This window comes from Mucilaginibacter sp. OAE612, from assembly GCF_041806395.1.
Lineage (GTDB): Bacteria > Bacteroidota > Bacteroidia > Sphingobacteriales > Sphingobacteriaceae > Mucilaginibacter > Mucilaginibacter rubeus.
This window is the reverse complement of sequence record NZ_JBGMUW010000001.1, coordinates 2,409,443-2,431,126: the sequence shown is the minus strand read 5'-3', so window position 1 is coordinate 2,431,126 and position 21,684 is coordinate 2,409,443. Positions and strand designations below refer to the sequence as shown.

16 protein-coding genes and 1 other RNA gene are annotated in these 21,684 nt (G+C 40.6%); 10 read left to right on the top strand and 7 right to left on the bottom strand.

All coding sequences use genetic code 11. The annotated features are described in order from the left end of the window. Positions 1–172: 172 nt before the first annotated feature. Positions 173–1,321: a FecR family protein gene (locus ABID99_RS10160; protein WP_373613622.1), complete on the bottom strand. Its 1,149-nt coding sequence runs from the start codon at positions 1,319–1,321 to the stop codon at positions 173–175. A gap of 167 nt (positions 1,322–1,488) precedes the next feature. Between ABID99_RS10160 and ABID99_RS10155 the strand changes: the two genes are divergently transcribed. Further along, positions 1,489–2,097 (top strand): RNA polymerase sigma factor, encoded by a 609-nt coding sequence (locus ABID99_RS10155; RefSeq protein WP_188832321.1) that lies wholly within the window; start codon positions 1,489–1,491, stop codon positions 2,095–2,097. Positions 2,098–2,425: 328 nt separating this feature from the next. On the opposite strand, the gene ABID99_RS10150 is transcribed toward ABID99_RS10155, so the two are convergent. From ABID99_RS10150 to ABID99_RS10140, 3 genes are all read right to left on the bottom strand, one after another. Beyond that, positions 2,426–3,127, bottom strand: a complete 702-nt coding sequence (locus ABID99_RS10150; RefSeq protein WP_373613621.1) for a hypothetical protein — start codon at positions 3,125–3,127, stop codon at positions 2,426–2,428. Next, positions 3,124–8,115, bottom strand: coding sequence for a YCF48-related protein (locus tag ABID99_RS10145; RefSeq protein ID WP_373613620.1), 4,992 nt, complete (start codon positions 8,113–8,115; stop codon positions 3,124–3,126). Before ABID99_RS10145 ends, ABID99_RS10150 begins: the two co-directional genes overlap by 4 nt. Positions 8,116–8,593: 478 nt before the next feature. Further along, complete coding sequence (locus tag ABID99_RS10140) at positions 8,594–9,034, bottom strand: Hsp20/alpha crystallin family protein (protein ID WP_373613619.1); 441 nt, start codon at positions 9,032–9,034, stop codon at positions 8,594–8,596. A gap of 136 nt (positions 9,035–9,170) precedes the next feature. Between ABID99_RS10140 and ABID99_RS10135 the strand changes: the two genes are divergently transcribed. Next, positions 9,171–9,617, top strand: coding sequence for an acyl-CoA thioesterase (locus ABID99_RS10135; protein ID WP_373613618.1), 447 nt, complete (start codon positions 9,171–9,173; stop codon positions 9,615–9,617). 150 nt (positions 9,618–9,767) lie between these two features. On the opposite strand, the gene ABID99_RS10130 is transcribed toward ABID99_RS10135, so the two are convergent. Both ABID99_RS10130 and folB read right to left on the bottom strand, forming a co-directional pair. Then, positions 9,768–11,165, bottom strand: a complete 1,398-nt coding sequence (locus tag ABID99_RS10130; protein ID WP_176627003.1) for an FAD-binding oxidoreductase — start codon at positions 11,163–11,165, stop codon at positions 9,768–9,770. Positions 11,166–11,167: 2 nt separating this feature from the next. Then, positions 11,168–11,563 (bottom strand): dihydroneopterin aldolase, encoded by a 396-nt coding sequence (gene folB / locus ABID99_RS10125; RefSeq protein ID WP_255485356.1) that lies wholly within the window; start codon positions 11,561–11,563, stop codon positions 11,168–11,170. A gap of 201 nt (positions 11,564–11,764) precedes the next feature. On the opposite strand from folB, the gene ABID99_RS10120 reads away from it, so the two are divergent. The 3 genes from ABID99_RS10120 (at position 11,765) to ABID99_RS10110 (ending at position 17,372) form a co-directional block, all read left to right on the top strand. After that, entirely contained in the window at positions 11,765–12,946 is a 1,182-nt protein-coding gene (locus ABID99_RS10120) for an acyl-CoA dehydrogenase family protein (RefSeq protein WP_373613617.1), read from the top strand. A 104-nt stretch (positions 12,947–13,050) separates the two neighbouring features. Further along, entirely contained in the window at positions 13,051–15,147 is a 2,097-nt protein-coding gene (locus tag ABID99_RS10115) for an ATP-binding protein (RefSeq protein ID WP_373613616.1), read from the top strand. Between the two features lie 143 nt (positions 15,148–15,290). Continuing rightward, positions 15,291–17,372 carry an ATP-binding protein gene (locus tag ABID99_RS10110; RefSeq protein WP_373613615.1) on the top strand — a complete coding sequence of 694 codons (2,082 nt, stop codon included), beginning with the start codon at positions 15,291–15,293 and terminating at the stop codon, positions 17,370–17,372. A gap of 4 nt (positions 17,373–17,376) precedes the next feature. Here ABID99_RS10110 and ABID99_RS10105 read toward each other — a convergent pair whose 3' ends face one another. Continuing rightward, positions 17,377–18,735 carry a GH1 family beta-glucosidase gene (locus ABID99_RS10105; RefSeq protein WP_373613614.1) on the bottom strand — a complete coding sequence of 453 codons (1,359 nt, stop codon included), beginning with the start codon at positions 18,733–18,735 and terminating at the stop codon, positions 17,377–17,379. Between the two features lie 299 nt (positions 18,736–19,034). Here ABID99_RS10105 and ABID99_RS10100 point away from each other — a divergent pair, with 299 nt between their 5' ends. From ABID99_RS10100 to rnpB, 5 genes are all read left to right on the top strand, one after another. Further along, the gene (locus ABID99_RS10100) at positions 19,035–19,502 is read left to right on the top strand and encodes a DinB family protein (protein WP_373613613.1); all 468 of its coding nucleotides are present in this window, start codon (positions 19,035–19,037) and stop codon (positions 19,500–19,502) included. A gap of 42 nt (positions 19,503–19,544) precedes the next feature. Next, entirely contained in the window at positions 19,545–19,958 is a 414-nt protein-coding gene (locus ABID99_RS10095; RefSeq protein ID WP_090525977.1) for a hypothetical protein, read from the top strand. After that, positions 19,955–20,602, top strand: a complete 648-nt coding sequence (locus tag ABID99_RS10090) for an SCO family protein (RefSeq protein WP_373613612.1) — start codon at positions 19,955–19,957, stop codon at positions 20,600–20,602. The genes ABID99_RS10095 and ABID99_RS10090 overlap by 4 nt, the downstream gene beginning before the upstream one ends. Then, positions 20,599–21,015 carry a cytochrome c gene (locus ABID99_RS10085; protein ID WP_373613611.1) on the top strand — a complete coding sequence of 139 codons (417 nt, stop codon included), beginning with the start codon at positions 20,599–20,601 and terminating at the stop codon, positions 21,013–21,015. Before ABID99_RS10090 ends, ABID99_RS10085 begins: the two co-directional genes overlap by 4 nt. Positions 21,016–21,149: 134 nt before the next feature. Next, positions 21,150–21,537, top strand: an RNA gene (gene rnpB, locus ABID99_RS10080) — RNase P RNA component class A. Positions 21,538–21,684: the final 147 nt, after the last annotated feature.

Here is a 21,684-nt window from a genome sequence, read left to right as displayed (position 1 = left end):
CTGATCCAGAAACTACCGCGCAAGCGGAACCTGCCGGCAGTGTTGGAAGCACTTCCGGCATTTTTTATGGATGAGAATTTTTAAAGGGAGCTTTTAAGTATCTGTTTTCTTCATCTTAAATTGGGTTTTGAGGTTAATAATTGGTATTGGTTTTTATAGGATGATGCAGGGGCTATTGAGAAACGATAAGCTTTCGCCCGTTTTGTTTTACATTAATATCATCAAGTTTCAGGATTTTCAGCACCTCAGAAAAAGCCGCGTTCCGGGGGATCTCACCGTTGTAGGTATCATTACCCAACTGGCCCTGATATTCCACCTCAACATTATACCACCTGGAAATTTTGCGCATTACATCATGAATGTCTGCATTTTTAAATAAGATCACGCCCTTTTTCCAGGCCACAAACTCTTCTGCATCAACAGTTATTTTTGATAACCGGTCGTTTTTGAAAACAGCTTGTTCATTGGGTTTTATAATGATTTCAGGAAGAACCCCCGGAGTTTGATTTTTTCCATAAACTTTAACGCTCCCCTGCAGCAGGGTGGTTTTAACTGCGTTTTCGTCCTGGTAAGCGTTGATATTAAAATGAGTACCCAACACCTGCACCACCTGGCCGGCACCCGACACCTTAAATGGCCTGTTTCTATCATGGGCCACCTCAAAATACGCCTCGCCAGATAACTCAACCACTCTTTCCCTGCTCGTGAAATTTATCGGAAACTTAATGGTACTACCGGCATTTAGCCAGACCTTCGTACCATCGGCCAGTGTAAGCTGGTATTTTCCACCTAAGGGCGTTGATAATATATTGTACGACTGTGACGAACGGGAGATTCCGGCAGTGGTTTTCTGATAGGTCAGGCTGCTATCGATATCGTTATTAACGGCAACATCATTAAGTGTAAACAAGTATCCTTTGCGCAAACCATCAAGGATAATTTGCTTTCCGTCCGCAAGCGTTAATATGGCCTTATTACTGCCCGGTTTAACAATATTTCCATCGGATGCAATTTCGTGAGGTTTAGTAGTTCTGTCGAAATGCTTACTGACAACAAATAATCCACCAAGAGCAAAAATAACAGCCGCTGCTGCCCACCATCGGATCCTGATAAGAGGTTTTATCTGGTTTTTAGATAGCCTGTTTTGCAGATCTGTTTTCAGGCGTTTCTCAATTTCAACTCTGTCACCAAAATCCGGGATCCAGGGCATATCCGATAAATCGAAACGATCGCGATATTCTTCAAATAATTTTTGTTCTTCGGGCGTACAGTTACCTGACGTGCAACGCTCGTATAATTCTTTAAATTCCTGGTACAACATGGCTATAACGGTTATTAGTACAGACAACTCCCGCGGCAATAACTCACACACCTTTTTTATTTTTTTTAGATTTTTTGCAAACCATCCAAAATGACACCCAGCTATCCCTCAACAATAAAACTTTGTTATTACCTTGCATAGTTCAAGCTTAGCCCGGATTCTTTTAAATGAACTACACTCAACAATCAGATGAAGATTTATTTGCCGCGGTGAAACGTAATGATAAAAAGGCGTTTACCCTGCTTTATGATCGTTACTGGGAGCTGGTTTATAAAAAAGCTTTTTCCTATTTGCATGATACCGACACCTGCATGGGCATTGTAAACGACATATTTGTTAATATTTGGGAAAAGCGGGATGCGCTCAAAATCATTACATTTAAAAACTACCTGACCTCATCCGCGCGATACCGTGTATACAACGCTATAAAAGCAAGCAATACCTCGCCGGTAAAATATGTCGCAGATTACGAAAAGCTGGATGACTTAAGTGTTGTATACAATCGCGCCGAAACCAGTTTTGAAGTTAACGAACTAAGCACCGACCTGGATAAATTGCTCGATAAACTACCTCCGCGATGTAAAGAAATATTCCTTTTAAGCAGGGTAAATCAATTAAGTAACACCGAGATTGCCGAACGACTATCTATTTCAAAAAGAGCGGTTGAAAATCAGATCTCGCTGGCTGTTAAACACCTTAAGCCTCATTTTAAACATTATCCAACGGTTATACTTGTTGCAAAATTGATTCTTTTACATAACCAACTTGGGTTATAGGTAAAAATGGCAGCCTCCGTTTACAATTGAACCGAAAAAAAGTAATCTGGAAAACTCCAGAGTATTTCCGTCTTTTTACTCTACTGAAATTATTTCATATGACTCATCTGCAAGTTCGAGTTCCGCTTGATTTGCCGGTCTTTGGATTTCAAACTGGCATCTATGTGATATTGTGGTCAGATCTTACGATATGCTCCCCAATAGAGCAATCAATCTGTAAACCATCTACAACAAGATTAACAGCACGTTAGAAAAAAAAACAAGTAAAAACAAATTTCCGTGACTATCGTGGCAAGGCAGGAAAGGGTTTAAGGATTTACACCGCGCATCAATTTGTCTTGAACTCCGCCACATCCGAAGTCGAGGTATTATTATTACTATCGCGGGTAACGATTTTCCAGTAATAGGTAGTGCTGGGATTTACAGTTACATTGCTTATAGTGGGCGACTTGATGTGGCTTTTATAAAGCGGGGTTGATGCCGTTGTTCCAAAATATAAATCATAATCAACTATGTCATTATCGACAGAGCCACCCTGCCAACTCAATGTAATTCCGGCGGATGATGGCACAGTAATTATCCGCCCCATTGCAGGACTTAAATTATCGGCTGGAAAAGGTGCATAAGTTGTTATTCCATCCCCGGAATTATAAAATTTCCAGGTTTCGCTTTTGGCAGTACTGCTACTTTGGTTAGATTTGGAAACAACATACCATGAATAAGGCGTATTCCGGCTAACTATCACGTTTGCACTGTTACCCGCCGCAGCTGTAGCCAGCGTGTCGCCCGTAAGCAAATTTTTGATAACAACTGTATAACTATCAGAACTACCACCATCATTCCATTGAAATTGAATCGTGCTCTTCAATCCCGAATTTACCGCACCTGATACACAAACCGCGTTCTGAGCCGGAAACACCAATATAGCACTCTTTGGTGCCGGTGGTGTGGGTGATACATTGTCTGTATGTTTTCCGGTGCAACCGGCTATTAATAAACTTAATACTATAAGTAAAAATGAATATCTCATTGTTTTAATACTTTAAATATAACTGAGGTAGAGCCAAGAGTAACCCTTAGCACATAGGTACCGATCATAAAATTTGGCACGTACACTTGCAATTTACCATTATTGTTTGCGGCTTGTTTATTATAAACTATTTTGCCAAATGAATCGCTAATAGCTATCCCTGCAGTTGATACCTTGCTCCCACCCAGGTCAATATTCAATACATCGATAAATGGTACAGGGTAAACGGTAATCACATCCATATTAATTACCTTTTGTATAACGCCCTGACAGGCCTTATCAGTCTGAATCTGCAGCTGATTGGCACCGTTATTCAAAGGCAGATTCACTTGGCTGGCATTTGTTTGATAAGTTTTTCCGTTAAGATTAATGTAATAGGTATTAGCCCCTGCCAAATCTATAGTTACTGTTCGTGAAGTTTGATTAACAACCGGATAAGCCGAAAGTAACTTTGGCTCGGTTACGTTTACCGAGTAACACCGTTGGAAAGTACTATTTCCGGATATACCAATACATATATTATACACGCCTGTATCAAGGCTATTAATAGTTAGGTTATCAGTAAAGGAAAGATTCTTTGTAAAGCCGCCTGGGCCGGTGACTGTAACTGTGTAGTTTAATACATCCTGGGCTTTGATGCCAATAGAGCCATTCGCGCTGCCCCGACATGATGCACTGGTAACAGAAACCATAAAATTACTGTCTGGTAAGGCTACTTTCCCTTGCTGTATAACAACATTCAAAACGGAGGATTTTTGCATATTCAACGCTTTGCTGGTTTCTACAACTGTAACCAGGCCATTACCTGGCTTGCCCCAGTTAACAGTAGCCTGGTTAGATGATGACTTAATACTAATATTGTTGGTTGCCGCCCAGCTAAAAGAGTTTGTACTCACAGGAGTGGAATAAATTACATTAGCGGCATAATTTGCCACCGTATCCGGCCCGCTTATCTCCGGAGCCGGCATATCTTCTACATCAACGGCTATTGTTCTGCTTTGTCCGTTGCTGCAGTTGTTATAAGGTGTAACTTGTAATGTATATTTGCCACCGTTTTTCCATGATACGATGACTTGGTTATTATGGTACTCTACAAACTGAGCACCTGAAATATTCCATTTGTAATAGGTGTTTGGTACTGCTGCAACCGTATAAGCTGTTTTTATCCCCGAAACAACAACTGTATCCCCGGCAATGTAACCTGCATTTACGGGCGGCAGGCTTGTATTGTTCAATTTCATCAGCCAGCCGCTATATCCAGCAATGAACAGCTGTCCGTCATTTATTTGGAAACTCGGGAAACCGTATCCATTTCCAGGTTGAAGTATCTGAGACCAGTTTAGGCCTCCGTCTATGGTTTCGTATATCTGCGTTCCCCCTTGTCCTTCATCGTATGCTGTATATGCATAACCATGCATATTGTCAACAAACTGCATATTCATAATATCCAGCTGCATTGACGTAGTTAGTTGTGTCCAGGTTTGGCCGCCATCGGTAGTTCGCAGCAAAAGGCCCTTAACTCCCCCTGCAAGCCCTGTTAATGCATCAAAAAAATGCAAGGAAAGTATAATCTGATCGTCTTGAAAATTTGTCGATTTCCAGGTATTCCCTCCATCTGTAGATTTATAAAGAGGCATCCCAATACCTGTGGTATAAACTGTAAGCCGATCGGCAATGCTGATGTTTCGAAGGCCCAAACCAAGCGGCTTTAACACAGGAGACCATGTATCTCCGCCGTCATTTGTCCGATATAGTGTTTGCCCATTTGCGTAGAAGCCTAAATTTGAATTATAAAAAGTAACAGGTACTGCAACAGGTGTGGTTGTATCTTTGTTTTTTAACACCCAGGTATTGCCTCCGTCTGTTGATTTATAAAGGTTATAATCATCTGCATAAAAACCGGTATCGGCATTTAAAAAAACACCGGTTGTTAAATAATCACCATATGGTATACTGATATTCATCGGCTTCCAGGTTGTGCCACCGTCCGTGGTCTTTAAACTTGTACTACCAAAAACATACCCGGTACCATTAGCAAACAGATTGCCCGCAACATAAGTGCTATTGCCAATATAAGATTGTTGTACCCATGTGCCTTTGCCGCTGCCAGTGTAAATAACGCTTCCTTGCTGCGCAGTTGCTCCCAATCCGTCAGCATGCCCCACCAAGCAAAGATTTGTACCTTTGTTATCAAAAGCCAGTGCAGTAAATACACCTGCCTGGCCAACAGTTTGCATTGTCCAGGTATGCCCACCATCGGCAGTTACATATAAGTAAGCACTATTAAATCCTGCCAGCGCATAACCGTTGTTTGAATCCCGAAAGTAGATACGGTCTACTATTCCATCTGATTGCAGAACACCGCTGCGTGCCCATGTGTTGCCGCCATCTGTTGTTTGCAAAACATCGCCGCTGTTACTGGTCATATAACCAACTTTAGCGCTAACAAAGGTGATGTTACTAAAGGCTGTACTTGATCCCACCGCACTTACAGAGATAGCCTGCCATGTGTTTCCACCGTCGGTAGTGCGCACAAGCGTACCGGATGAACCGCAGATAAAGCCTGTATTTTTATCGGTAAACCATACGCCGTAAAAGTTACTTTCATAATTGGTGTAGGAAAGCTGATTCCAGCTATGTCCGCCGTCGGTTGTTTTGAATATCGAACTTGGATTGTATGCATTACTGTTTGTAACTACATAACCAACAGAATCAGAAGCGAAATACATATTTGTAAAACCTGACGCATATTGTGGACTTGGCGGCCAGGTAAGCGGAAACCATGTATTTCCGCCGTCTTCGGTTTTAAGCATCGGTGGCGACTGGCCCGATATGTACCCTGTTTTACTGCTGGTAAATTGTACCCTGTAAAAATCATTCGTTATACCGCTATTTACTTTTTTCCAGGTTTGCCCTGCATCATCCGACTTAAGGATTACACCACCCGTTCCCACTGCAACGATACGGGTACCTGCGTAAGTTGCATCATTAAGTGAATAGGTTAAATTTTGAAATGATTTGGCGCAGGCTTCTGCCAGGTTAGCCTGCTGATTGCTTACCTTGATTGCAAATATTTTTTGAATAGTTGAGGTTCCCATGGTAGCCTGTACCCGGATAGAATATGTATTTCTGATCGCAAAATTAAAGATTGAGGCAGATTGCAACGTTCCGTTTACTATCGTAAAACTACCGTTATCGGCACTACCGTTGCCTGCTACCAACTGGTATTGGTATCCGGAGCCATTAGTCACCCCGAAAGCTCCTATTGAGGTATTTACAGGTAACTTTTCGCTGATGACCTTATTTGATAAGGTAAAAGCGGCATTGCTGTCGGCAAAAACAATCTCTTTATTAAGCCCCCCGGAAGGAACTACGGGCGTTTTCATCACTGTACCAGACGCCGTGCCGTTTAAATTATATATAAAGTCCGTTTCGCCGCTGTTATCATTACTTTTTATTGTTAGCAACGCGCCAACCTGTTCGGCTTTAAGTGGCGAATATAACAGGTTAAAACTTGTTTGGCCGCCCGGCGGTAAAGTTTGGGGCGGAGTACCATTTACATAAAAGGACGCTCCCGAAACACTTATTTCGCTAAAAACAAGTGCATTGTTACCTGTATTGGTCAGATTTACCTGATTAGTCACCACGCTATCTGGTTTTGATGTAATAGCTGATGTAGCTCCATTAACCAGTTTTTGTTGTTTCATGCTAACCTGCAACTGTCCGGCCGGCTCATTATTCCAAAGCCCTACGGGATAATTTGAATTAATTGTAAAGTAAAGATGGCCGTTGCCATCAAACAAACCTTGAGGCTGAGTTGGCTGATTGATGGCCTGACTGGCTGTAGTGCCGTTGTAACTCCATAATGCGCCCTGACTGCTAAAAAATAATTTACCGTTTGATACTACGGGCGTAATATTGTAGTCTACCATAGCATTTGCAGCTTGAACAGTACCTGCGGCAGTTCCATCCGAAGTATATAGCTTAGCATTAGAGGTAGCAGCAAAGTATAATTTGTTATTAAAATTGACAAAGTTGCGCATATTATTGTACGCAAGCCCCTGCGGCCAATCGTATGACCCAACTATTTTTGTACCGGCTGGGGTGCAGTCACTCGTCCATAAAACATCAGTGCCGCTTGAACCTATACCGCTGGTGCGGATGGAGAAAAAAAAGTTGGATCCCACCGCGGTTATGTTGTCGATAGTACTGGCAGAATAACCGCCCGGGTTAAATGACTGAAGCAGAACAGGCTTACTGCTTGATGGCGACAACGCATAAAGATTCACGTTCTGAAAGTAGTAGTTTTCATCAGTAATGAAAACCAGATTATTGTTTATATTGGTCAGCATACCAAGAATCTGGTTATTATCGACAGGGATTTGTTTAGTACCGGCAGCCGTACCGTCTGATGCCCAAAGCCCGTTTTTGCTAAAATATAACTTATTACCCGCCACTACTAACTGTGAAATAATAGAATAGTCATTTACAGTTACCTGCACCGTACCATTTGATGTGCCATCAGTTTTCCAAAGCGAAAAGGTGATCCCATCGGATGTTCCTACAAAATAAAGAAGACCATTGTAAGTTGTAAACAGCCTGGGTTGGAAACCGTAGCCTGTAGGTGTAGGGCCTACATTTTTAACCATCACTGTGCCATTGACTGTACCGTCGCTTCTCCACAACTGTGTGCCATGAATACCATCATTGGCTGCGAAATAGGCGTTGCCTTTAAAAATGCCGATAGATGTTATGCCCGATCCGTTTGTGCCGGTGTAAATGTCTTTCACCATCACCGTGCCGGCTACTGTACCATCTGTTTTCCATAATTCCGGTCCGTGTATGCCATCATCACCAGCAAACAACATCCCGTTGCCGAATTGTACAAAAGCCGACACCGAATTGAAATTCTTTATAAAATTTTGCGAATGAGCTTCGGTAACCCCAATAAAACAGGCAATAAAAAACAAGCCTAATTTTTTTATCATAACAATAATTGTAATAAGCTACTTAGTTAACAAGGTTATAATCAAACATGGGTAAATCACCGGAAACATAACAGGAATGATGTAATGCGTAGGATTAATAGGTGCAGTACCTTTGTTAAGAATTGTGATAAATATATGTTTAGTTATGCGTACTAAGTTAAGTCATATTTTCATAATGTACAAAGGAGAACTTTTAAGAGAAAAAGATAACATTAAAGCATTCATCGGTATCCCGCATAAAATCTATAACGGCATGTAAATGACCAATAAAACCAATCAGTATCAGTTGTTGGCAATACTTACAAATCTTGCGGGAAACATTTGGCAGAATTAATACCTAACTAACAACTTGAGTTAATTAATAAAAAGTCAGTTAAAATATCTTACAGCTACAGCTTGGTTATTTTGCAAAAAAAAACCGCCCCATAACAGGGCGGCCTTCAAACCAAACTAACTACTTTATGAAAACAGTCTTTAATTATTTTACAGCTATTTCTCTTGTTTGAAATTTAGCTTCTTCTCTTTTTGCTACAGTAAGTTTCAAAATACCATCGGTATAATCTGCTTCAATTTTTGATTGATCAGCACTTTCAGGTAATGTGAATGACCTTACAAATGAATTGTAGCTATATTCACGTTTGCTGAATTTTTTACCTTCTTCAACATTTTCGGCTTTCTTTTCTGCAGCTACACTTAATACATTTTTGTCGAGATTGATTTTAAAATCTTCTTTCTTTAAGCCAGGTATAGCCAGTTCAACATGAAACTCATTTTCGGTTTCTGCGATGTTAACTGCAGGCACACGGGCAATCAGTTTATCACTTAAAAATGAATCATTGATCAGTGAATCAAATACATCACTAAAAAATGGGTTAGCTGAAGTGTTTTTAAGGCCGTTGTTAAATTTTACTAATGTCATTTTTATATCCTCCTAAAGTTTTGTTTTTTGTTAACTTCGTAACCTATTGATCAACTGCTGTACCAACAGTAAAACCGCCCATATCAAACGACAAAAAGTCACTATTAAATATTTTAGGCGGACAAAATGACCGAAAATGGCTGAAAAACTTACAGATTATAAATATAAAACCCTTATCCCTATCCGCTTTTCGGATATCGATTCATTTGGACACGTAAACAACGCAGTATATCTTACTTATTTTGAAATAGCCCGGATTGGTTATTGGAAGGAAATTATCAACTGGGACTGGAGCAATGCCGGCATTATCCTGGGCCGGTCAGAGATCAACTATCTTAAGCCTATTACTGTTCAGGATAATATTGCCTGCTATGTACGTACCATCCGCATAGGCAACAGCAGTTTTGATATGATGCATGTATTGGTAAAAATAACCCCCAATGGCGAAGAAATTGTAACAACAGGCAAAACGGTTTGTATCAGCTACGATTACTCGGCCAATAAATCTGTTTCTATCCCATCACCTGAAAGGCACAGGATGATCAATTATGACGAACCGAGGTTAATTCTGAATACGAATTGATGTATTGATGTGCAAATTTCAAGTGTGCAGATGAAACGTGTATTGTACAAGATTTCAAATGTACAAATATGCATATGTAGCTTATCTACGCTTACATATCTAATTCAAGCATATGCACATTTGAAATCTGCATATTTACACATCTGAAATCTAAAATATCTTTCCCGGGTTCAAAATTCCTTTTGGATCAAACACGTGCTTTATTCCTTTCCACAACGCAAAATGCATTTCCGAATATTTTATCGGCATAAACTCTTTTTGCACCAGGCCAATTCCGTGCTCACCCGACAAGGTGCCGCCAAGCAATACGGTTAATTCAAATATCTCCTGGATACCGGATTTGAGCTTATTATTCCAATCTTCATCGCTCATGTTAGCTTTAATGATATTTACATGTAGGTTCCCATCGCCTGCATGGCCATAACAAACTGATTCAAAGCCGTATTTAGCACCCGTTTCTTTTATTCCTTTAATTAATTGTGGCAGTGCGGCACGCGGCACAACGGTATCTTCCTCTTTATAAACCGAGTTTGATTTCACCGATACGGCCATGGTACGCCTTAAACGCCAGAGTTCTTCTTTTTGAGCAGTCGAATCGGCAAACAACACGTCGCGGCAGTCAAACTCTTCAAGCACTGCATTTATTTTTTCACAATCGGTAAAAATCACGTCCTGGTTGGTACCATCTACTTCAATCAATAAAAACGCTTCAATACCATCCTGCAAATCAAAAGCAATATCATCATGCTCCTTAACCCACTCCACTCCTCTTCGTTCCATAAATTCCAGTGCAGACGGGATGATCCCTGCCCTGAATATAGCCGAAACAGCTGCGCAAGCCATTTCATTGGTTGGGAATGAGGCCAGCATCAAAGCATCTAAAGTTGGAGCAGGAATAAGCTTTACCACAATTTTGGTAACAATGCCAAGAGTGCCCTCCGAACCAATCATCAATTGGGTTAAATTATAACCCGATGCATATTTAAGGGTGTTTGCACCCGTCCATATGATCTCGCCCGATGTTAAAACAACCTGTAAGTTCAACACATACTCCCTGATGGTACCATATTTAACAACGCGCGGCCCGCCTGAACCATGGGATACGTTGCCTCCAATAAAGCAACTGCCTTTACTGGCCGGGTCAACAGGGTATAACAAGCCTTTTGCAGCCACTGCGTTCATGAACTCTTCGGTTATAACGCCGGGCTCGACAGTGGCCTGCAGGTTTTGTTCATCAATTTCAAGGATTTTATTAAAACGTTCCATGGCTATCAGCAAACCGCCATTAACCGGCAGGGCGCCACCGCTTAAACCAGTACCTGCTCCACGCGGTGTTACCGGAATCAGGTTTTCGTTACAGATTTTCAACAATGCAGCAACCTCTTCGGGACTTTGCGGGCGGGCTACTACTTCCGGATAATAAACAAGGTCTTCGGTTTCGTCATGGCTGTACTTTTCGAGGCTTTCATGGCCGGTTAAAACATTACCGGTGCCAACAATTGTGGTTATGGCCTCTAATAGTTGAGCCGATATCTTATTGAATTCCATGATCAGGATTTCTTGTAATTTATAATAACAGCCGAATGCGCTACCTTACCGCTTAAGGGCGGAGTAAGTTTTTTAATGGTAACCTCAATACTTTCAACAAACGGGTATTTCTTTTTTATACGATCGATAATTGCCTGTCCAACGGTTTCAATCAATTTACGTGGATGTTTCATCTCTTCGCATGTTATAATATACACACGTTCATAATCAACAGTTTTACTTAGATTATCTTCCAGCAAATCGCCTGGAGGCACAAAACCAACATTCACATCAACTAAAAAACGGCAACCTATTTTTTGTTCTTCGGGATAAAATCCATGGTACGCGAAAAACTCCGCGCCCTGCAAGGCTATATTGATCATGGCCAAAAATAAAAAAAAGCCCTCTCTAAATCTCATTCTCTATAGAAAGACTTTTCAAAATATTTTTATTTCAGCTGATTTCCAGCACCTCAAAAAATATTTTGCAATCAAAAACATGCTTTAAACCGTTTAAACCTGCTTTTTACCATAAAGTGGCTTCACACATCAAAAAACGGCCTTTTTGACTTGCTTTTACCGGCGATAAATGCTTTATATTTGCCCACCAACTATAATATTATGGCCAAAACAGATCTGTACGAAGCCCCCGATTATTATTTATTAGATGAGTTACTAACCGATGAGCATAAGTTGATCCGCTCATCAGTTCGTGATTGGGTAAAGAAGGAATTGAGCCCTATTATTGAAGAGTACGCTCAAAAAGCTGAATTCCCTTCACTGCTGTTAAAGGGCCTTGCCGAAATAGGCGCTTTTGGGCCTACCATACCGGTAGAATATGGCGGAGCGGGCTTAGATTATACTGCTTACGGCATTATCATGCAGGAATTAGAGCGGGGCGATTCGGGCATCCGTTCAACAGCATCGGTTCAGGGTTCGCTGGTGATGTATCCTATTTATGCCTACGGCAGTGAAGAACAGCGCAAAAAATATCTGCCTAAGCTGGCAAGCGGCGAATTAATGGGATGCTTTGGCCTTACAGAACCCGATCATGGCTCGAACCCTGGCGGTATGACCACCAACATTAAAGATGCTGGCGACCATTATATCCTTAATGGCGCTAAAATGTGGATCTCCAATTCGCCTTTTGCTGATATTGCAGTTGTTTGGGCTAAGGATGAAGCTGGTAAAATTCGCGGGCTGATAGTTGAGCGCGGCATGGAAGGTTTCACCACACCTACAACTCATAATAAATGGTCGTTAAGGGCATCGGCAACAGGTGAGCTTGTTTTTGATCATGTTAAAGTCCCCAAAGAGAACCTGCTGCCCAACGTAGCTGGTATAAAAGGCCCCTTGGGTTGTTTAAACCAGGCACGTTATGGCATTGCCTGGGGTGCATTAGGCGCCGCGATGGATTGTTACGACACAGCCCTCCGTTACACTAAAGAACGTGAGCAGTTTGGCCGGCCGATAGCCGGGTTTCAGCTTCAGCAAAAAAAACTGGCCGAAATGATAACTGAAATTACCAAAGGACAATTGTTAGTTTGGCGCCTTGGGGTACTTAAAAACGAAAACAGGGCTACTCCTGCCCAAATATCAATGGCTAAGCGAAACAGCGTTGAAACGGCCATTACTATAGCCCGTGAAGCCCGGCAAATGCTCGGCGGTATGGGCATTACCGGCGAGTATCCTATTATGCGGCACATGATGAACCTTGAATCGGTAATAACTTATGAAGGTACGCATGATATCCACCTCCTTATTACCGGTATGGATGTTACCGGACTCGATGCTTTTAAGTAATGGATAATCAATATACCTTGACTTTTAGCAGCGCCGGTGTTATTCATGCGCATAAATATTGCTCATTATAATTATGAGCGTTATATTTGTTGTGTAACCACTTAATGTTGTCAACCCCTGATAGCCCAGTTAGTTTAAACAAACTGCTGGTCAACCATTTAATTTGGCTGGCCCTGGCTTTTTTATTGGTATTTAATTCCTGCCAAAATAGCATCAATGATACGGGTGGTTACTCCAGGCAGTTTAAAACACTATTTGATACGGTAAACCTGTATAATGGCGAAAGGTCTCAACCACATAAGGGCATTCGGTACCTTGATTCAGCTTACCGTACTATAAAAAACCCGTTTGTAAGCGACAGGTTCCGTTTTTATGCCTTCCATTTTCTTTACAATTTAAAAGGGCTGCATGACCCTAAAAAAGCCATGCTTTATGCAGATACGATGCGGGCTGTGGCTACCGAAAGTGTTACCCCGGATCAGCATATTAAATTAACTGCCGAAGCTGATTTCGCTACCGGGGACGCCTATTCAGCCCTGGTAAGGTATGATCAGGCTTACAGGTATTTTTACAAGGGTTACTCTATCGGCAAAGACGCCATTGACGATGCCATCCTGGCCGAATACACCTACCGGATGGGGATGATCATGTTTAAACAGGGGCATTTTAGAGAAGCGGCCAATTATTTCAAGATCAGCCACAGGCAAAGCTATGCCTATGCTGATGATTTTCGTGCCTTTTATCAGCGGCAGGAGCTTTTGGATAATATTGGCGAGAGCTATAAAAACAGCGGCGATATTGACAGCTCAAGCTTTTATTTAAATAAAGCGCTTGTTTATATCAATGAAAATAGTTCGAGGTTTGCCGAAAGAGCAAACCTGCTTGAAGTTGCAAGAGGTGTGGTATACGGCAACCAGGGCGATCTGGCTTTATTAACCCATAATTATAACCAGGCACACGAATTACTGAAAAAAAGTATCGCCATTAATTTAAAACAAGGTTATGACAACCGCGATGCCGAATTAACCGAAATAAAACTTGCCCGGCTATATTTAATAACCAATAAACCAAACGACCTTTTTGAACTGCTGAAAAGACTCCGCGCCCAGCTCGATGCTATCAAAAATGATGACGCTGAAACCAACTGGAATGGGTTAATGAGTACTTATTACCTGCAAAAAAAAGATTACCAGAATAGCTTGTTGTATTTAAAAAACTATTCATCATTAAAAGATTCGGCAACAAAAAGGACTTCATCGTTAAAACGGACGGATATTAATCAACAACAGGCCAATTTTGATAAAGAAAATCAGATAGAAGACCTTAAAAGCCACAATAAGCTGCAATTGATATACATTTACCTTGCTGTGCTTTTTTCAGTGATGGCAGTGATCATTATCTTCCTTGTTTTTCGTAACCTTAAAAGGTCAAAAAGAGATATCGTAGCTATAAAAACACTAAATGACCAAATTAAGCTGCAAAAAACGGAATTAGAAAACACACTTGAAGAAGTAAACCGGGGGAGCCGGGAAAAAGACCGAATTCTACGGGCTGTAGCACATGACCTCCGCAATCCGCTCGGAGGAATAGCATCGTTATCGGCCTCAATGGTTGATGATGCACGTGATGAAGAACAAACAGACCTGATCAACCTTATAAAAGAAACTTCCTATAATTCCCTCGAACTCATTAATGAAATTTTAGAGGCGACAAATACTGCCAATATGACTTTTAATAAAGAATGGGTTGAAATTAACAGCCTCATTAATAAAAGTGTTGATCTGCTGCGGTTTAAGGCAGCCGAAAAAGACCAGGATATCATGCTTAGCTTATTGGATACACCTACTGAAATATTGATAAACAGGGAAAAAATATGGCGGGTTATCAGCAACCTTATCAGTAATGCCATAAAGTTTAGTCCCAAAGGTGCCGTTATTTATGTAATTGTAAACCAAAAACATCAAGGCGTTGAAATATGTGTTAAAGATTACGGTATAGGTATCCCTGATAAATTACAGCAACAGGTGTTTAATATGTTTACCGAAGCTAAACGGCCTGGCACCGACGGCGAAAAATCATTTGGCCTCGGGCTTTCCATCTGCCGTCAAATAGTTGAAAAACATAGCGGCAGGATCTGGCTAAAAAGTGAATCAAATAATGGTTCAAGTTTTTATGTCTATCTTCCGGCCCAGGCATCTTAATATATCAGTTATTCCAAACCAATTTACTTTGAACGGATGATAAATAGATAAAAAAATTGGTAAAACGGCCTGGTCATTTTTATTTTTTTTATAGATTACCCTTGTTTTACAACTAACTCTAAACCTCGCATAATTTAATATTGATGTTTATATACAAAAGCTTCAGGCAAATATGGCTAACCGGTAATATACAGGGTTGTTTGCTTTTTGTTTGCTTTTTGCTGATAACCACTTCATGCGGGCAACAGTCAAAGGGCTTTCTTTCGTCTTCAGCATATAATAAAGCCGTTGACACTGCAACTATAATGTATGATAATGGGCATCATAAAGCAGCAGTAAATTATCTTGATTCAGCTTTCCGTCATTCAAGCAACCTTAGCTTCAAACAAGTTTATAATTACTATTATTTTATCTACAATTATGCTTCGCATATAAAGGCCGATCGAAAAATGGCTTTGCTGTACGCCGACAGTATGCTCAATGTTTTCGATACGCCGGAGAAGAAGCTAAAATTTACCAGTGAATATGGACAGGCTCATCTTGCCAAAGGAGACGTGTTATTTGACGAACATCGTTACAACGAAGCTTACGGTTATTTTTACGAAGGGAAAGTAATTGCCAATAATAACCTTGATGAATGTACCATGGGTGATTATAGCTATCGCATGGGCATGATACTATATAAGCAGGAACATTACAGTCGGGCCGCAGAATATTTTAAGGAAAGCTTTGATGAAACCAGGTCATGCGAAGGGAACTTCAATTATTTTTATCGCAGACAGGAATTATTGAATAATATAGGTTTAAGCTACAGTAAAATGTTGATGAATGATAGTGCCATGTATTTTTACAACAAGGCCCTTGATTACATTAATGATAACACAGCAAGGTTTAAAGACAGGCCCCAAATGGGGGAAGTATCCAAGGGCGTTGTATATGGCAATATGGCTGATATAAGTATCAGGCAAAAAGATTATAACAAGGCTAAAAGCCTGCTTAGAAAAAGTATAGCTATCAATCTGCGCAAAGGAAACGATAATAATGACGCTCAACACTCCGAATTAAAACTTGCATCTATATACGATCGGCAAAACTTAAATGACTCTTTATTAAACCTCCTCAATATTATCAGCCTCCAGTTTGATAGTGTTCAAAGTCGGGAAACCAAACAAAACTGGCACTTATTGATGTCAAATTATTTCGAGAAGCAGAATAATCATCAGCAGGCAATGACGCACTATAAGCAATACGATGAGCTTAAGAACATCATAGTAAATGAAAACAAAAAACTAAAAGAAGCCGACGTTGCAGAACAGGTTAAAAGCCTTGAAAAAGATAACGAGTTTAATAACCTTAAAAAAAACAATGAATTGCAGCATATTTATCTGAGAGTAACTGTTGTTTTTGCCCTGATGCTCATTATTATCATTTCCCTGGTATTTTTAAACTGGCAAAAATCAAAAAAGAACATTAAAACACTTGGAAGCCTTAATAACCAGATAAACCATCAAAACCACCACCTTGAAAGCGCCCTCCGTGATTTAAAACTCAATAACCAGGAAAAGGACCGGATTTTACGCACTGTTGCACATGATCTGCGCAACCCTATAGGCGGAATAGCCTCGCTTACCAGCGTAATGACAGAGGAAAATTACAGCGACGAACAAAAAGAGCTGCTAAATATTATCCGGGAAACTTCATTTAACTCCATTGAACTAATCAATGAAATTCTGGAAGCCACTGAATCCGCTTCGGCTATATTACATAAAGAAGCGGTTGAAGTTAATTCCTTATTGAGCAATAGTGTTGAGTTGATGCGTTTTAAGGCCGCTGAAAAGCAGCAGATTATCAATACTTTCCTGTTAAATTCACCACTCGAAATTTACATTAGCCGTGAAAAAATATGGCGGGTAATCAGCAATCTGATCAGTAATGCTATTAAATTCAGTCCGGAAGGATCGGCTATTTTAGTTATGGCCATTGATTTGGAAAACGAAATCCAGATTTCAGTAAAAGATCACGGTATAGGGATTCCCGAAAAGCTAAAAAACCAGGTGTTTAACATGTTTACAGATGCCAAACGCCCCGGAACTGCGGGCGAAAAATCATTTGGTCTTGGTCTTTCCATCTGTAAGCAAATTATTGAAGATCATAACGGCCGAATCTGGTTTGAGAGCGATACCGAAAATGGCACGTCTTTTAATTTCACGCTTCCTAAAAACTAACAGCTTATTTCAAAAATTCAGCATACCACCTGCCGGATGCTTTAACCGTGCGCTGCTGGGTTGCATGATCAACATGGATCAGCCCAAAACGCGGATGATAACCTTCGGCCCATTCAAAATTGTCGGTGAGGGTCCACACAAAATAGCCATTAACCTTACAGCCTTCATTTTTTGCCTTTAACACCTGTGCTATGTAATCCTTTAAATACTTTAATCTTTTGGGGTCATTTACTTCACCATCAGTAACCTCGTCGGGAAAAGCTGATCCATTTTCCGTAACGATAATCTTTTTAACATTAGGATATGCATCATATTTTTTGATCATATGGTAAATAGAAGGCGGGTAAACCTCCCAGCGCATAGCTGTAAGATCAACGCCCCTCTTTTCGGCTTTGACCATACTTGCTTTGATATAGGGCGTAAAAAAAGAATATTTTACAATTTCGCGGGTGTAATTCTGTATGCCGATAAAATCAAAATCAAATCTCAGCTTATCCTCGTCGCCGGGGTAAAAATACTTTTTCAGGTCGTTAAGCGCAGGCAGGTCTTTTATTGGGTAACCCATGCCCAACAAAGGTTCAATATATAGCCGATTGATCAGCGCGTCGGCACGAACGGCGGCAGCTATATCCCTGGGTTTATCGGTATAAGGCTCTATTTGCGAACACGAAAATGTGGTACCTATTTGCGCCGTTGAAGGCAGCAATTTTCGCAGGATCCTGCCACCTTCGGCAATACTCATGGTTACGTGATGTATGGCGGGCACAAAGTTTTTCATACCACTGCGCCCTGGCGCATGGATGCCAAAAAAATAGCCGGCTCCCGTAAAAACTACAGGCTCGTTCATTACCATCCAATGTTTTACCCTATCGCCAAAGTTTTGAGCACAGATAGTGATAAACTCACTAAACCAGGTTATTGCTTCACGATTTGTCCAGCCGCCTTTAACTTCAAGCACATGCGGAAGGTCCCAGTGATAAACAGTTAACCAGGGTTCAACGCCTTGCTTAAGGCAGTAGTTAATTACCCGGTTATAATAATCAATGCCGGCCTGGTTAATTTTCCCGGTGCCTTCGGGCAAAATACGGGTCCAGGATATAGAAAAACGAAAATTGGGGATATTAAGTTCTTTTATGAGGTCGATATCACGCTCATACAAATTGTAAAAATCGCAAGCAGTTTGTGCATGGTCGCCATTCAGGATCTTTCCTTTTTTTGTGGTAAAAACATCCCACACAGATTGTCCTTTTCCATCGGCATCATGAGATCCTTCTACCTGAAAAGCAGCAGTTGAAACGCCCCATTCAAAGTCGGCACCAAAAAGATCTTTGCTTAAATGTATTTCCCGGTCAGTAAGTTCCATTAATTTGAGCTGCAAAAGCCCAAAAGTGCAATTATATTTATAAATGAAGAATTATAAGTGATAACTTAATGTATGAACGACGAACGCATACTTTTAAGCATCATCCACTGACGGAAATTGATCAGCAGTTTCGAAATATTGACAATGAATTTCATGCCCTTATGTTATTTAACTATAATAATAAAGGTAGCAAGCAGATGTTTGCTGAATGTGACAACTATGTTATTTAATTGTTAACCAGCATTTTCATAAATATACAAAATTGCTTTAATACATTAGCCATTTAATTTACAAACGCTATGAAAACACACTTTATAAAAATGTTTGGTTATAACCTGTTTGCCAATCAGCAGTTGATACAGACAATGGAAGCAAACGGTTCGCCGGAGGTAACGCTTAAACTGATGGGCCATCTGCTGGCCGCCGAACAGGTATGGCTCGAAAGATGCAAACTTATCCCTTCTTCTCTGCCTAACACATGGCCTGAAAATGTTACAATTGAGCAATGCAAAAAACAGGTACCGGAGCGTTATGAAGCATGGGTCACATTTTTACACGAAATTAATGAGGAAGATCTGAATAAGATAATTCCGTATCATAGCTTTACCGGCGACTATTTTGAAAACCAACTTGGTGATATTATTACGCAGGTACTTAACCATGGTACACATACCAGGGCCCAAATTGGGCAGCAGCTAAAGTTTGCGGGTACAAAAACTTTACCTGTTACAGACTATAGTTATTATTTAAGAGTGTTAAACAGCTAAACATTTAGCATATTTGCCAAGTTTTATCACGCATCAAAAACCATGAAAAAACATCTATTCGCAGCCGCGGGCGTTGCCCTGCTATTGGGTTGTACCGACACTAAAAAACAGGAAAAAGATCTTTTGAACCAGGTAATTGCCGTACATGATAAAGTAATGGCCAATGACGAGCAATTGATGAAAAATAAGATGCTGCTGGATAGCCTTGTAAAAAACAATGCCCCAAATATCAATAAAGACACAGCAAAAGTGTATTTAAAACTGGTGGATGATGCCGATAATGCCATGAGCGACTGGATGCATAAATTTGATGCGGAAAATAAAGGCAAATCGCACCAGGAAATTATGGACTATCTTGAAGCTCAAAAGAAGCTCATCAGCAAAATAGATACGCAAATAAATGTAGCTGTTACCGGCTCAACTAAATATATAACCCAAATACCGGCAAAAAAATGAGGAAATTGTGGATAGGCATTGTGATATTAATGCTTTTCAATGCCTGCAAATCAAATACTAAAACCGCCCTTCCCGTATTGGGTTATAAAACTCCGGTAACTAAAACGGTTAATGGCAAAACAGTAACAGATACTGAGTACGCCACTATCCCACCCTTCAAGTTTGTAAACCAGTATGCTGATACCATCACTCAGAAAAACCTGGATGGAAAAATTTATGTAGCCGACTTTTTTTTCACCACCTGCCCTTCTATTTGCCCGGTGATGCACCGAAATATGCTGAATGTATACAAGGAGTTTAAGAATGATGATAACTTCAGGATCATTTCGCATACCATCGATCCCAAATATGATACCGTGCCTGTATTAAAACGCTATGCGGATAAATTAGGGATTGCGGGCAATACCTGGTGGTTGCTGCATGGTGAAAAAGGCGATACTTATAAAATTGCCAAAAGCTACCTGCAAAGTGTATCCGAAAAAAATCCCAAAGGCGAATATATCCATGACGGCTTCTTTATTTTGATAGATAAACAGAAACGCCTTCGCGGTACTTACGAAGGAACAGACCCGGCAGAAGTAACCAAACTGATTGCCGATATCAAAACCCTGAAAGCCGAACCTGACCAAATTGCCGCCAAATGAAATTAAAGGTAATAGGCATTATAGCCATTTTGTTAGTTGTAGTTGGCGCATCATGCCAAAGCGATGATCAAATTGAGTTTAAACGCTATTACTCGGGCGGGAGCCTTGTTTACCAGCAGCATTGTCAAAATTGCCATGGCGATAAAGGACAAGGTTTATCGGCACTTATTCCTCCATTAACAGATTCAATTTATTTAAAAAAAAATAAGAGAAAACTTGCCTGCTTTATCAAAAATGGCCTTAAGGGAAAAATAACCGTAGCAGGCCGCTCTTTTGACGACCAAATGCAGCCTGATGATATAGCCCCTCTTGAAATTGCTAAAGTTCTTACTTACGTTATCAATTCCTTTGGTAATAAAATGAGAACTGTTACATTGCAACAGGTTCAGGATGATTTGAAAAATTGTCAATAGTTTTTGTTCATAGATGATAGGTCATGGTTCATAGTTTATGATAAATACCCTAAGCTATGAACCATGAACTACAAGCTTTTGCTATGATCTATGAACCATCAACCATGAACTAAACTAATTTCCCTATCTTTACAACCGCAAAACGTTCTATCGCTGCCAGCTTGTTTGGCGGAGGAAAGTCCGGGCAACACAGAGCATCCTGCTTCCTAACGGGAAGGCGCCGGCAGCCGGCGACAGCAAAGTGCCACAGAGAAAATACCGCCCGCTTAGGTGGGTAAGGGTGAAAACGTGAGGTAAGAGCTCACGGCGTAACCGGGCGACCGGATATGACGGTAAACCTCAGGAGTTGAAAAACCAAATAGGTCCTGAAAGCGGAGTTGCTCGCTCCCGTATTAGCCCAAGGGCTAATCGTTAGGATGGGTAGGTTGTTTAAACCTGTTAGTGATAACAGGGCCAGATAAATGATAGAAGTTGCCCTTTAACAAGGCAAAACAGAACCCGGCTTATAGGTTTGCTGCTGTATAACCCCTTGCTGTAAAGCGAGGGGTTTCTTTATTTACACCAATTTATTTTTAATAAATTTTTACAACCCTGCAAACATTTATCCGCCTTAAACCTTTATAGCACATTAAAAGTGTTTGTTTTTCTATACAAACCCATATATTAGCA